14 protein-coding genes are annotated in these 14,333 nt (G+C 31.5%); 7 read left to right on the forward strand and 7 right to left on the reverse strand.

Annotated features, from left to right (window positions below; all coding sequences use genetic code 11):
* Nucleotide 1 precedes the first annotated feature (1 nt).
* Together E0Y80_RS16650 and E0Y80_RS16655 are read left to right on the forward strand one after the other, a co-directional pair.
* Entirely contained in the window at nucleotides 2-388 is a 387-nt protein-coding gene (locus E0Y80_RS16650; RefSeq protein WP_197091635.1) for a GtrA family protein, read from the forward strand.
* A 25-nt stretch (nucleotides 389-413) separates the two neighbouring features.
* A complete protein-coding gene (locus E0Y80_RS16655; RefSeq protein ID WP_197091636.1) occupies nucleotides 414-1,964 on the forward strand; it encodes an ArnT family glycosyltransferase in 1,551 nt (516 codons plus the stop codon).
* Between the two features lie 660 nt (nucleotides 1,965-2,624).
* Here the strand turns inward: E0Y80_RS16655 and E0Y80_RS16660 are convergent.
* Nucleotides 2,625-2,996 carry a DUF4440 domain-containing protein gene (locus E0Y80_RS16660; RefSeq protein ID WP_156308812.1) on the reverse strand — a complete coding sequence of 124 codons (372 nt, stop codon included), beginning with the start codon at nucleotides 2,994-2,996 and terminating at the stop codon, nucleotides 2,625-2,627.
* A 126-nt stretch (nucleotides 2,997-3,122) separates the two neighbouring features.
* Nucleotides 3,123-4,118: an SMP-30/gluconolactonase/LRE family protein gene (locus E0Y80_RS16665; protein WP_156308813.1), complete on the reverse strand. Its 996-nt coding sequence runs from the start codon at nucleotides 4,116-4,118 to the stop codon at nucleotides 3,123-3,125.
* Nucleotides 4,119-4,245: 127 nt separating this feature from the next.
* Here E0Y80_RS16665 and E0Y80_RS16670 point away from each other — a divergent pair, with 127 nt between their 5' ends.
* A complete protein-coding gene (locus E0Y80_RS16670) occupies nucleotides 4,246-5,847 on the forward strand; it encodes a TlpA family protein disulfide reductase (protein WP_156308814.1) in 1,602 nt (533 codons plus the stop codon).
* A 17-nt stretch (nucleotides 5,848-5,864) separates the two neighbouring features.
* Here E0Y80_RS16670 and E0Y80_RS20800 read toward each other — a convergent pair whose 3' ends face one another.
* Nucleotides 5,865-6,041: a hypothetical protein gene (locus E0Y80_RS20800; protein WP_156308815.1), complete on the reverse strand. Its 177-nt coding sequence runs from the start codon at nucleotides 6,039-6,041 to the stop codon at nucleotides 5,865-5,867.
* 7 nt (nucleotides 6,042-6,048) lie between these two features.
* Nucleotides 6,049-6,258: a hypothetical protein gene (locus tag E0Y80_RS16680; RefSeq protein ID WP_156308816.1), complete on the reverse strand. Its 210-nt coding sequence runs from the start codon at nucleotides 6,256-6,258 to the stop codon at nucleotides 6,049-6,051.
* 266 nt (nucleotides 6,259-6,524) lie between these two features.
* Here E0Y80_RS16680 and E0Y80_RS16685 point away from each other — a divergent pair, with 266 nt between their 5' ends.
* The gene (locus E0Y80_RS16685) at nucleotides 6,525-6,839 is read left to right on the forward strand and encodes a hypothetical protein (RefSeq protein ID WP_156308817.1); all 315 of its coding nucleotides are present in this window, start codon (nucleotides 6,525-6,527) and stop codon (nucleotides 6,837-6,839) included.
* A 184-nt stretch (nucleotides 6,840-7,023) separates the two neighbouring features.
* Nucleotides 7,024-7,551, forward strand: a complete 528-nt coding sequence (locus E0Y80_RS16690) for a hypothetical protein (protein ID WP_156308818.1) — start codon at nucleotides 7,024-7,026, stop codon at nucleotides 7,549-7,551.
* 100 nt (nucleotides 7,552-7,651) lie between these two features.
* On the opposite strand, the gene E0Y80_RS16695 is transcribed toward E0Y80_RS16690, so the two are convergent.
* Both E0Y80_RS16695 and E0Y80_RS16700 read right to left on the reverse strand, forming a co-directional pair.
* Nucleotides 7,652-8,692, reverse strand: a complete 1,041-nt coding sequence (locus E0Y80_RS16695; protein WP_156308819.1) for an OmpA family protein — start codon at nucleotides 8,690-8,692, stop codon at nucleotides 7,652-7,654.
* Nucleotides 8,693-8,752: 60 nt separating this feature from the next.
* Nucleotides 8,753-10,402, reverse strand: coding sequence for a glycoside hydrolase family 32 protein (locus E0Y80_RS16700; RefSeq protein ID WP_156308820.1), 1,650 nt, complete (start codon nucleotides 10,400-10,402; stop codon nucleotides 8,753-8,755).
* Nucleotides 10,403-10,637: 235 nt separating this feature from the next.
* On the opposite strand from E0Y80_RS16700, the gene E0Y80_RS16705 reads away from it, so the two are divergent.
* Together E0Y80_RS16705 and E0Y80_RS16710 are read left to right on the forward strand one after the other, a co-directional pair.
* Nucleotides 10,638-12,269 (forward strand): ABC-F family ATP-binding cassette domain-containing protein, encoded by a 1,632-nt coding sequence (locus tag E0Y80_RS16705; RefSeq protein WP_156308821.1) that lies wholly within the window; start codon nucleotides 10,638-10,640, stop codon nucleotides 12,267-12,269.
* A gap of 142 nt (nucleotides 12,270-12,411) precedes the next feature.
* Entirely contained in the window at nucleotides 12,412-13,392 is a 981-nt protein-coding gene (locus tag E0Y80_RS16710) for an alpha/beta hydrolase (protein ID WP_156308822.1), read from the forward strand.
* 50 nt (nucleotides 13,393-13,442) lie between these two features.
* Here the strand turns inward: E0Y80_RS16710 and E0Y80_RS16715 are convergent, their stop codons facing one another.
* A complete protein-coding gene (locus E0Y80_RS16715; RefSeq protein WP_156308823.1) occupies nucleotides 13,443-14,333 on the reverse strand; it encodes a DUF6999 family protein in 891 nt (296 codons plus the stop codon).

Genomic DNA, 14,333 nt, shown 5'->3' on the forward strand with positions numbered 1-14,333 from the left:
CATGGTCGAAATAGTATTCCGAGCGTTTAAATTTGCATTAGTTGGATTTTTTGGAATGGGAATAGATTTTCTTTTCACTTGGATTTTTAAAGAAAAACTTCATATCAATAAATTTATTGCCAATTCAATTGGCTTTATTATAGCTGTATTTAACAACTACCTCCTAAACAGAATTTGGACTTTTTCAAGTCAAAATCCTCAAATTTTTAAACAATTTATTTCCTTTTTAGGAATAAGTGCAATTGGTTTAGGTTTGAACACCTTATTCTTATACTTCTTTCATGAAAAACTAAATCTTAATTTCTATCTGAGTAAATTTTTGGCTATAGGAATGGTATTCATATGGAATTTTTCGGCAAATCTGATTTTTACTTTTAAAAATGGTTAGTGATTACAGACTAAAATTGAGATGGTTGATTGTACTAGCAACAATTATACGTTGTGTTTTTGCTTATTTTCTGGAATTAGGGAATGATGAAGTATATTATTTTACCTACGCAGAATTTCTCGACTGGAATCATTTTGATCATCCACCCATGGTAGGACTATTAATAAGGTTCTTTACACTTAATCTACATTGGGTTTCTGATTTCTCCGTTCGTCTAGGAGCCATATTTTTAGCTACATTTAACACTTGGCTGATTGCAAGTTTAGTCAAATACTTGATGAGCGAAAGAGCAGGATTAATTGTAGCAATTTTATATACAGCTTCAATTTACTCAAGTATAATTTCAGGTTTATTTATACTCCCTGATTCAATTGCAAACACTTTTTGGTTAGCTTCATTATACAGTATAGTTATTATAATTAAATCCGAAAACTCAAAGGTAAGGACTAATCAATTTTTATTATTAGGATTGTTCATAGGAATAGCCCTGCTATGTAAAGTACATTCTATTTTTTTATGGTTTGGGTTTCTTGGTTTTATATTCTTTTTTCAAAAAAAAATATTTGCATGTAAAGCTCTGTATCTCTCCATCTTAATAAGTATAATTTTCTTTTTACCAATTTGGCTATGGAATGAGGAGTATAATTATATCACTTGGAAATTCCATGGAAATAGAATTAGCATATTAGGTTCAGGAATTAGATTTGATTATTTTTTACAAACATTCTTTGGACAAATTTTTTATAACAATCCATTCTTAATTTATTTATATTCTGTTGTCTTGGTTTACTTAGTTAAAGACAAAATAAAAATAAATGGAATTTCAAGGAATATAATCTATCTACTGTTATTTTGTTCATTTCCAATTATACTTGCTTCAACAGGGCTTTCGCTTTTTCGACAGACATTACCTCATTGGAGCGGTGCAGGTTTCTTTGGTTTAATGATTATCTCTGCCTTATGGCTTGATTCAAAATTAGATTTAAACCTAATCCCAAAATGCAGAAAAATCTTAAACCTACAATTGGGATTTACATTGTCTGTAGCAATCTTGACTTTTACTACTATAAAATGGTATCCAGGAAATCTAGTTGGATCATCTAATAAAAAAGAGTTAGGTAAAGGTGATATAACCTTAGATCTTATTGGTTGGAAAGATTTAGAAAAACAATTCAAGGAAATTAGAGCAGAAGACATCAAAAATAATTTAATGCATCCTGAAGACGCTTTATTAGTTAATAATTGGTTTCCAGCAGGACATTTATACTATTATGTTGCAAAACCCTTAGGAATGAGATTGATTGCAGAAGGAAGGTTAGTTGATATCCATAAATTTGCATGGATTAACTTATCTATTAATCCTATTCAAAAAGGAGAAAATGCATATTATATTTCTGCATCTAACATGTTAAATGAACCGGAAGAAATTTATGGTAAATATTTTGAAAAAATAGAATTAAGAAAAGTACTTGTTCAAGAAAGAAGCGGAAAAGAAGTTCGACTTTGGTACATTTATCATTTGAAGAAAGCGAAACAGGTTATCGGTAATAAACACCCCCTAAATTATTCGGAATAAAGTAGGTCATTTCAGGAAATGACCTACAGGTAAATATAAAGATTTAATTGTTTACCAGGATTTCAGAAAATAACAAGTGAGTATAATAAGTTAAGTTCATTTTTCGATAGGCTAAAACTTTGGAAAAGATAAAACATCCCCTATGTTATCTTTCACTCTTTTTGAAAAATAATATTCATAAATTAAATATTATAACTTAAAAGTCACAATCAATTTTTTATAATTTTTACAAAATCAAATTAAAATAATAAACAATAAATTACTTAGTCAGTATTTATTATTTATTTAACATTAATACTTCAATCATGCAAGTAAGAAGCCATTAGTACTAATGGCTTCTTACTAAATTATTCCAGAACAGCAATTTTTTGTAAAAATAGCTAGAATAAAAGGTTTTTTAGGACAGGGTCTTTCTTTAAGATGCTTTTTACTTAAAGCCCTAAATCCACAATAGAAACACTTGTTGAGCATGTTTAATAATTATATGTTAATAATTTAACGATTTGGTTAATAGCAAATATATCACAAATAAATGAAATAACATTACGGTAACCCGTAAAAAATAATAAGTCATAAGAATTTTACTGACTCTATTGAATTATCCAGTATTGAAATGTTGAGTATTTAAATTTCTACAACATGCTACACTTAATATGAAATTTAGGCCAATTCACTTTCTGAATGTGCCGCGCATTTCCAAACAGCATTTTCCATGATCCAAGAAGAGCTGCAAACACATTTATGCAATGTTTTTTGCCCATTATTATCGGCTTCCATTTCTATGATATAAGCAATAGTTGCAAAACTATTGCTAAAAGATTGCACAACAGCTTCGGAAATACTTTTAATCGTCATTTTCATATCCTTACCAGAATCAAATAACTCTTTAAAGGTGGGTTCATCTATACTTTTAATGCCTTTTTTACTAACAACGGTACATGGGAAATAGGTAAGGTTTTTTACGATATCATAATTATGATTTTCCATTCCTTCCCAATACTTTTTCTCTAAATCTAAAGTTTGCTCTTTCATAATAATCAAATTAAACTATGATAATAAAGGAACAGATTGAAAAACTTATAGTTTTAAAAAATGAAAACAAAAAAGCTAGACGAAATCATCTAGCTTTTAAATTTATCTCCTTTATTGAAGATTTATCTATTCTTTCAATTTAACCCGCAATAATTGATCTGTAGAAGTAAGATATAGATAACCATCTCCACCGAAAGCACAATTAGCGGTGTGTACAGTAGACCTGATTCTTCCAATAGGTTTCCCTGAAGAATTTATTACCACTACCCCATCGCCTGCTGCTGCAAAAATATTTCCTTCCTTATCTACTTTTATACCATCAGCCGCCATTGATTCTGAAGGAAATTCTTTTTTGAAATCAAAAAAGATACGACCTTCAGATAATAATCCATCAGATTTTATATCATAAACCATAATATATGGATTATTCCCGTCAGAAAGTGCTACATATAACTTTTTAGCATCAGTTGACAATGCAATTCCATTAGGTCTTGAAAGGTTAGAAACGACTTGAACAGCTTTTCCATTCGGACTTACTTTGTAAACTCCATTTTCTGCAATTTCACGTGTAGCGGTGTCATTTTCTCTCCATGGTAAACCATATGGGGGATCGGTAAAATAATAATCTCCATTTGGATGTTGACAAATATCGTTTGGAGAATTAAATTTTTTGCCTTCCCAATTATCAACTAAGGTTTCTCTTTTCTTTGTTTGAAGAGAAATTTTTGCAATCCGCCGATTTCCATGATCACAAGCAACTAACATCCCTTCCGAATTAATTATTAATCCATTCGTCCCTTCTTCTTCACTATATACTCCAGGACCTTCGAATCCTGCAGGTTTAATAAATTCCTTTAGACCTTCTTTTTCAGACCATTGATAAATTATATTTTGACGAGTATCTGAATACAATAGATAATTTCCTTGCTTTACCCACACAGGTCCTTCAGCCCAAACCATCCCATCAGCAAGTTTTTCAACCTGTACAGTTGGATCAATAAGTTTTTCCATGGCAGGATCAATTATTTCAATTTTCCCCATTTTTGGATATTCTTTTTGGGTTTGTGCACAAGATGTAAATACAAATGCTAATAAAATAAAATGAAAAGTGAACTTTAACATAGTGATAGGTTTATTGTTTCCCTAAAATAAGGATTTAAATCAAAAAGGCAGAATATGAAATAATTTAATCATTGCAACAATTTCTCCTCCAATTAGTTATATTTATATTAACCAATTGTAATTGATTATGAAAACCTTCGCATTTTTATTAATCTCTATCCTTATTGCACAATTTACCTGTGCTCAAGATGCCTCCATACCTAAAGAGGTTGAAAACTGGCTTGCGCAAGAATTAAAAAAAGGAAACGTCAAAGAATTAAAGGAATTCCAAAAAGACACATTTTTCAGAAAGGATAGTGTGAAAATTATAGGATTTATTAAAGGCTATGATAACAATGGATCTAAAAATGGAATGATATACAATGAAAACCTATTAACCAAGGAAGATTTTCCAACCTTAATCCGTATTAAATCTGATGGTAGATTTGAAACCAAAATTGAAATAAACTTTCCAATTTACTCATACTTAAATCTTTTAGGTCAAGATGTTAAATTTTACGCTGAGCCTGGAAATACAGTAGCAATGATAATCAACCCAAAAGAAGATAAAGAACCGGTGAAATATCTTGGTATCACAAAAGAAATAAATGATGAATTAAATTCAATTAAAACCAATCGTCCTGATCATGAAACCTTGGAGGGACAAATCAAGTCCATGAAAGAAGAAGAATTCTTGAAATTAACGAAAACTGAATGGAAAAATGAGAAAGAAAGAGTTAGTCAATTGCTGAAAAAAAATAAAACCTCTAAAAAAGCTCAAACTATCATGTTAAATGAAGTAGATCTGAATTTTATGTATAGGCTTTTCAATTATAACATGTATAAAGAATATTACGCTGGCCAAGACAAAGAAAATAAACTTCTACAAACTCCAACCACTGCAGAATACTTCAATTTTATTCAAGAAATTGATAATAATGATTACACTTATTTAATCAATCGAGAGTTCACTTTTACAATAAATCGCATAGAATATTCACCATTCTATCCTAGGATGAAGTACATAAATGGCCCAAACCTATATCAAAAGATTGATTCAGTTGGTTTTACACGATATAAAAATAAAGAATTATCATTATTTTATTCAATTGCCAATCTACGTGCAATTTCAAGTGAATTAAGTAAACCAATTTATTTTTCTGATAGAACGGAAAAAAACATTCAGGATATAAAGTTAAATCTTAAACACCCTTTTCTACTATCTGAATTAGAAAGGAAAATTAATATAGTTAAAAACTCTGCTGATGGTTATGATTTGCCAAAGACACAATCTACTGAAATATTTAAAAAATTATTAGAACCATATAAAGGAAAGATTGTTGTGGTTGATTTTTGGGCAGAAAATTGCGGTCCATGTAGAGCAAATATAGAAGCTACATTGGAACTAAGAAAACATTTAATAGATCATCCCCACTTAGAATTTGTATTCATTACAGATAAGGGCAACACATCTGATACATTTTACAAGGAATATATTGAGAAAAACTATATGACAAATAGTTTTTTGGTTTCCGAAGATGATTATTTAGCATTCAGAGAATTGTTTCGTTTTAATGCCATTCCTAGGTATGTTATTGTAGATCCAGATGGAATAATTAAAGATGACAACTTTGCCATGCACAACTCTCAGTATCTTCTCAATAAATATTATCCAGAAAAAATTAAATTAGAAGACTTTGAGATAAATAAAAAAGATACATTCGATTCCTCGGTCGCAATGAAACATTAAAACAAGAAAGAAGAAATTTAGTCTATTGGATTCAAAGTTTGATTTTCCATCACACTATCTAACTTAGTACTATCTTTCACACTTGTATCTATTGGATCATCCATTTGATTTTCCTTTATTTCCTTATTTGAATTCGTACAAGAATACATAACTAAATAAGTAAATATTGAAATTATGAATAGTATCTTTTTCATGATAAGATTATTTATTTTTTGTCTTTATTGGTTCTGTTGGATGAACATTTGGTTTAGGCATCGTATTTAATTGATCCACTTGTGGATCCACTCCTGCTTCACCGGAACCATCTTGATTTTTTTCTTTTCGTTGCATTATGGACATCAGGTCTCTTTTCTTATTAGCCTTTTCATCATTATTTAGACCTTCTGTTTTGCTTTCATTTTTAGTTGCCATAATTCCATCTTTTTAATAGAACACTCTAAAGAAGAACTCGTTCAATATTTTATGAATTAGTTGAATTGCATATTAGAAACCTACCTAACATTTATCCCCTTGAATAAATAAACCAGGTTTCACAGATTTTCAAATCAATGAAATCCTGTTCTTTGTAAAATGGATATTAAACAATTAATATTTTTGAGGTAGTAATTCCATGAATCATAAATAATTTACGCTCAACTATTTCAAAGGAAAATTGTTCTATTAGAAAATTGATGGTTATGAAAAATTTTGTAAATAAAACAAAGAATAAACCAGGCTTTTTACTTGTTTTAACTATTATCCAGGATAAATTATCAGAAAGTGATCCTGAAGACAACAAAAATAAAAATGATAATTCTCCAAATTATCAAAATCCATTTTATGATCCTGATTCTGATCAAGGGGGGCAAGAATATAATGAAAAAGAAGATCCAAGAAAAGATGACAATGAACCGATTGGAGAAGATTATCCTTTAATAGATGGAGAAGAAGAAGAGGAAGAGGAATACGATGATATGTTTGATGATGATGAATTAAATAATTCAGACAATTGAGATCAAGAATTGTTTTAAAACATTATGGTCGATACAAAGAGAATAAAACAGTAATTATACTTAACTCATTTTCTGCAATCTAAGGATTTGGATAAATTTCATTAAGATGTTTGGCAATATATTTGTTATAACACGGGAAACTTCTATTCCGGAAGTTTAATAATGAAACAATTTATTTATTATCATGAAGAAAGTATTTTTACCTATTCTAACCCTTTTTATTTTATTAATTGCAGCAAATGAGCATGCAAGCGCACAAACTCCTTACCGTACAGCTATTGGTTTAGGAATTGATCTAGGCGATGGCCAAACATTATTCGGCCCTCAAATTAAGCATAGTTTTGGAGGAACGAATGCTGGAAATGCCCAAGTATTATTTGGTGACAATATCACTGTAATTGGTGCAGATTGGTCTCACAACCAAAGGATTTCAGGAACTAATGGACTATCTTGGTATATTGGAGTAGGTCCTCAATTATCCTTTATTGACCATGGAAAATGGCATTATGATTGGGACGATGACGATGATCATTGGAAAGACGGAGATACCCATACTGATTTTGCAATTCGTCCAGCTGTAGGATTGGAATTCAGAATCCCTTCTACTCCATTAGCAATGCATTTTGATTGGAAACCTTGGTGGAACCTATCTCATGGATCTCATTTCGAACCTTCTAGATTCTCTTTAGGATTTAAATTCGTATTGAAATAAGCAGAATTGCTTAATATTAAAAGCGGAATTCGTAAATGAATTCCGCTTTTTTTTATCTGAATTGTGATCGACAATTCAATTTATTCGAAGCTGGGGTTACTTATTTTTTTATTAATTCTACTCTGCGATTTAATTCTTTTCCTGATACCGTACTATTATCTGCAATAAAATTAGTAGCACCAAACCCATTTGCTACTAACCTTGATTTATCGATACCCTCATCTAATAATGTGCTTAAAACAGTGTTTGCCCTATCTTTTGACAATTGCAAATTATGATCAGAATTTCCAACATTATCAGTATAACCATTAATATCTAATTTTAAGTTAGCATCAGATTTTAATACTTTAGCAATCTCTAAAACTACCTCTCTCCCATCCGGCTTCAATGATGCTTTATCTGTATCGAAATTTATTTGAAGAATTGATTTTCCTTTTTCTTTCAAATCCTTTTCAATTTGATCCGCTTTTATTATTCCTACAGTTTGTTTAAATGCTTCGCTTTCTCCTACGTATAATGCTCCGTAAGCTGAATTTGAAACAATTGAAAATAATATGAGTTTCCCTCCGTTTTTCATACCATATGTGAGAACATTTTCCATACTAGATGTGCCAAAATCATAAAAATAGTTGTCTTTATTTTTTGACTTATTAAGCTCATCGATCTTTTCTTTTGGAATTTGTCCCTCAAAAATTTTCTTGGCTCCTAAACTTTCAAAATGCCTGGCGTAAGATTGAACAAATTTATATTCATCCCAAACACCTTTCCCAGCATCATTTGGATCCGACATACCATAGCCTTTAACAAACACTTTGCCTTCTAATGGATAAAAGTTATTCCCTGTATAAAATTCAATTTTTCCGAAATCTGACTCCCTATCAAATCCGTATCCATTTTTTGCATTTACCCAATCAGGAACAGAAAAATATGGAAATTGTCCAATTTCAGAAGATGCCTCTGGCAAACTTTCTGGATTAAATGTAGATGATGATTCCGTTTTGACAATATTTGAGTTAGAATCTGTAACCGAAGTATTTAAACTGTCTTTAGCAGTCGAATCAATTTTTTTTTCTGCGTTATTGCACGAAACAGTGAATAAAAATGCTGGCACAATCCCAAATAAAATGATCCCTTTGTTCATATTAATAAAATTAGTGTATGTAAAAATATGAATAAATGTAAAAGTAATTACCTCCAATAATTAGGGTATTTTATCAATCCAAATTGACTTCACCTCATATACTTCTAGTTTTAACACTTCAATATTATTTCCCCAAAAGTGAAATCCCTCTGAATTATTTTTATCAGGATTTCTTCCCAAATAACTGGTATATATTCCTTCATCAAAAAACACTTCAATTGATGTACGATCAATAAAAAGATCTGCACTTAATTCCATACTCGTTGGATTTTGAGGTGAATAAAACATATTATTTAGCATGTTACCGTTCATATCATAACTTATCATCCTCTGACCAAACAGATTGAAACCAGCATCAGTAGCATGAGATAATTTTATTTTGGTTCTTATTCTCAATCGGTCCTTATCCTTATATTTCTGAAGCAATTCATTTGCTTTTGAAGAACTCAAGTTTTCCCAACTATCTTTCTTTTCAAACAAAATATTAGTCTCCTCAACTGGTTGACTAAAAAGCCTCGGTCCATCTTTCGTTGTTCTCAAAGTTAATTCAGTTGGAAGCATCATCATTCCATTAAACGGCATATCACCTTGAGGAATTCTCCCCCAACCAATTTGAATTCTCCGACCGTCATTTTGCGGAATATTACTAAAAGTTTGTGCTGCATAAAGATGTCCCGAATTGTAAAAGTATTTCCCCGCTTCTGGAGAGAATTTCTTACCATCGAAAGATCCAATCATGTATGTTCCTGTAGCTCCATACATCACCCATTTTTTATTATTCTGATCCCCATCTACAGCAAGTTCAAATAACTCTGGACATTCCCAAAATCCAGACACATGACTTTGATATTGCCAGTCTTTTAAATTATTTGAGGTGTAAATTGAATGCCCATCGCGTTCATTTAATACCATAACCCAATGTTTTGATGGTTCATACCAAATTACCTTTGGGTCTCTTGTATCCTGACTAATCCATTTTTCCTTTGAATCGATTAATGGATTCTTATCATATTTTGTCCAAGTTCTCCCCTTATCTAAGCTATATGCCATACACTGAACCTGCCTATCCGAACTTGCTGCAGTATAAAAGGCAAGCATTGCCGGTTTTTTACCTTTATTGTAACCTGCCGAATTATTATAATCAATTATCGCAGAACCAGAGAACATAGTTCCCAAACTATCTGGAAATAATGCCGTGGGTAATTCATCCCAATGAATTAAATCTTTACTTACAGCATGTCCCCAATGCATATTTTCCCATTCCCTTTCCATAGGATTGTGCTGGTAGAATAAGTGGTATTCTCCATCATAATATATTAGTCCATTTGGATCATTAATCCACCCTCTTTTTGTCGTAAAATGAAATTGAGGCCGATTTGATTCTTTATAAAAGGATTCTGATTCCTTGGGTTCATCTGATTGGTATATCTGCTTCAACGCGGAATCATCACCATCATATTTAATAGTAATTTTTTTCCCTTTTAAATGAGAGACATTATAAAATACCCAATAATCTGCTTTCTCTTTTGCTAATCGAATAACAACAGACCATGGTTGATCTTCCGCTGGAAAAAAATCCATCTTTTCTCTTTCTTGCGTATTTGATATTGGAAAATTGAGATAGTCCTTATTTATCAGCATGGTGATTTCTGCAGATAATAAATTCAAATAGGTCGACAATAACAAAATGACAAATAATATTTTTTTCATAGCTGGTTTAATAGATTGATAAAATTAATCTCTTTATAAGAATCTTGATTTGTGATACTTAAGTTAAGAAATAGAAGCGAAAATTAAGACAAAACATGCTAAATTAATACTATATCTATTGCTTATATGAATATAAAAAAACAATTATTCCAGATAATTATAAATTGTAGAATTTACATTCTAAATACTTGTTACTAAATCCTATTTTTGCAACTCATATAAAATCAAGCACATTGTGATTAATGTAAATAACATTTCAGTTTCCTTTGGAGGGACTACTCTTTTTTCCGACGTAACATTTTCTATAAATGAAAATGACAAAATCGCTTTAATGGGTAAAAACGGAGCCGGTAAATCTACTTTATTAAAAATTATCGCTGGTGTTGGTAAGCCAACTACTGGAAATGTTTCTGGACCCAAAGATGCAGTTATTGCATATTTACCTCAGCATTTATTGACCAAAGACAATATGACTGTTTTTGAGGAAACTTCTAAAGCATTTGAAGAAGTCTATAATATGCGCGATGAGCTGGAAGGATTAAATGAACAGCTCAATATTCGTACGGATTACGAATCTGATGACTATATGAAATTAATCGAACGAGTTTCAGAATTAAGTGAGAAATTTTATTCGATTGAAGAAACCAATTATGATGCAGAAGTCGAAAAAGTATTAAAAGGCTTAGGGTTTGAACGCTCTGATTTTAACCGCCAAACTTCAGAATTCTCTGGAGGTTGGAGAATGCGAATTGAATTAGCAAAAATCTTATTAAAAAAGCCTGACTTAATCCTACTAGATGAGCCCACAAACCATATGGATATTGAAAGTATCGAATGGTTAGAAGATTTTTTAATAAATCAAGCAAAAGCTGTAATTGTAATTTCCCATGACCGAGCCTTTGTTGATAATATTACAAATAGAACCATTGAAGTTACAATGGGTAAGATTTATGATTATAAAGCTAAGTATAGTCATTATTTAGAATTACGAAAAGATAGACGCTTACACCAGTTAAAAGCATACGAAGAACAACAAAGATTTATTGCTGATAACCAAGAATTTATCGACCGATTTAAAGGTACTTACTCCAAAACTCTACAAGTTCAATCTAGAGTAAAAATGCTTGAAAAACTGGAAATTATTGAAATCGATGAAGTGGATAATTCCGCATTACGATTAAAATTTCCACCTTCACCTCGTTCAGGAACCTATCCAGTAATTGTTGAGGATCTAACAAAATCATATGGTGATCATTTAGTCTTTCAGAAAGCAAATATGGTCATTGAAAGGGGGCAAAAAGTTGCATTTGTTGGTAAAAATGGTGAAGGTAAATCCACTATGATTAAAGCTATAATGGGTGAAATAGATTTTGAAGGTACTCTCAAAGTAGGACACAATGCCAAAATCGGTTATTTTGCACAAAATCAGGCTGCCTTATTGGATGAGGAATTAACAGTATTTGAAACCATTGATCAAATAGCAATTGGTGATGTACGAGTTAAAATTAAAGACCTTTTAGGCGCTTTTATGTTTAGCGGAGATGATACAACTAAAAAAGTAAAAGTATTATCAGGAGGTGAGAAAACTCGTTTGGCCATGATAAAATTACTGCTAGAACCTGTAAATGTCCTAATCTTGGATGAACCGACCAACCATTTGGACATGAAAACCAAGGATATCATAAAAGACGCTCTACAGGACTTTGATGGGACTTTAATATTAGTTTCTCACGACCGTGATTTCTTAGATGGATTGGCGACCAAAGTATTTGAATTTGGAAATAAACGTGTCCGAGAACATTTTGAAGATATTAAAGGATTCCTAGAATATAAAAAAATGAATAGTCTTAAAGAAATTGAAAAATAGAGCTTAAAATATTATTTAATGTGTATTAAAGGTTAGGGAAAATCCCTAACCTTTTTTATTGGTATTTACTTCATAATTCTTAATTCAAACGATTACTAACCTTATCTGTTATTAAAAGTAGATGAATCAAAAACAAAATACTATGTCAAAGCAAATTGCAGGTGAAAAAGACCCAAATATTATCGTTCAGATAAGAGAGTTTTTAGATGAATTAAATAACAGTGGAGGAAAACCAATGGAGACCATGAAACCTGAAGAAGCCCGAAAGGTCTTGGAAGGAGCTCAAAGTTCTGTTAAAGTTGATACATCAGGAATAGTTGAATCACAAAAAGAAATTACCCAAGATGGAGAAAAGGTAAATATCCACATTATAAAGCCCAAAGATTTAAAAGACAACAAGCTGCCTGTTTTTATCTTCATCCATGGAGGCGGATGGGTTCTCGGTGATTATCCTACGCATAAAAGATTGTTAAGAGACTTGGTGATAGGAAGTTCTGCTGCTGCTATTTTCGTTGATTATTCCCCTTCTCCTGAAACCCACTATCCAGTTGCCATAAACCAGATTTATGCTGCTACAAAATGGGTAGCTGAAAATGGAGATGAAATTGGAGTTGATGGTAAGAATCTGGCTATTGCAGGTAATTCAGTAGGTGGAAATATGGCAGCTGCGGTTAGTTTAATGGCTAAAGATAAAAAAGGACCAAAAATAAAATTTCAGCTACTTTTATGGCCAGTTACTGATGCTGACTTCTCACGTGAGTCTTATAAAAATTATGCCGAGGGAAGATTCCTAACAACAGAAATGATGAAATGGATGTGGGATTTATATGCTCCAGAAAAATCTATACGCAAAGAAAAATATGCCTCTCCCCTTCAGGCAACATTGCAGGAGCTAAAAGGACTTCCCCCAGCTTTAGTACAGTTAGCAGAAAATGATATATTATATGATGAAGGTTTAGCTTATGCTAGAAAATTAGATACGGCTGGAGTACCAACAACGATCCAAACATATAATGGATTTATTCATGACTTTGGTTTATTGAATCCATTAAACCATATTCCAGCAGTAAAGGAATCCGTAAATCAAGCTGCATTTGCTCTCAAAGAAGCATTAAATAAATAATACTAAAAAGGAAATGGATCCTATATTGATCCATTTCCTTTTTAAACTTTCTAAGCAATTTCTTGATTTACTTTCAGCTTCTGTTGGGAAATGAGATGGTGTAATACCTCTGTTGATAAACCATGTAAAGTCAATCTAAATCCCGCTCCATAAGTCGGTAAAGGAATCATTGGATGTTTATTATTCAATGCAATTAACTTCTCCGGACAACTCATAATAGTAGCAGCATATACACCAATTACTTCATCTAGCTGTAAAGAATTTGATGCTCTCCAAAAATCATTATCTGTAAGAAAAAACTGATAAACCGGAGTAAAAACCTCTATAGCAGACGAAAGATCCATAACATTTGACCATCGATTAGGAAAATCTTCAAATGGAATTGCTGAAGCCGATATTGCAGTGAAATCTGGAGTGGAAATAGGCTCTATTTTCAATCCTTTTTCTTGAATAGCTGTATTCAAGTTTATAATAAAGTTATAAAGATTAAGGTCATGCTCTAAAAATAAATTGTCCTTAACCGCATCTAAGTTTAAAGGTTTTAAAGGATTCATCGGAATCTCCTCTGCCCCTTTAACATTGTCTTTGATAAATCGCAGAACTTCAGAACCTAAATAAAAATGCCTTAAAATCAGAAAATTAGCCTCTGGCGAAACCCAGTATTTCATCCCCCAATATAAAAATCGGTGCAACGTCTTTGGAGCATTGATTACATTTGGAGCAATTGCTTTAAATACCTGAAGCAAAATAATAGTTAATCTTCCGAATACTCTTAGAAATGGTAGTAAGAATTGCTTGCTCTTCCTATTTGAATCGAACAGAAATGCTGCTTTAGCATCTTTATTAAATGGAACACTATTATCTAGAAAGAGGGCATGCCAATGGCTTGGATCTCTTGGATTGTTTTTTTTGTGTTCAAAATATTCACTTGTATGTAGCAT

Origin of the sequence: Sphingobacterium endophyticum (assembly GCF_009733535.1) — a bacterium.
In the GTDB taxonomy this organism is placed as follows: Bacteria; Bacteroidota; Bacteroidia; order Sphingobacteriales; family Sphingobacteriaceae; genus Sphingobacterium; species Sphingobacterium endophyticum.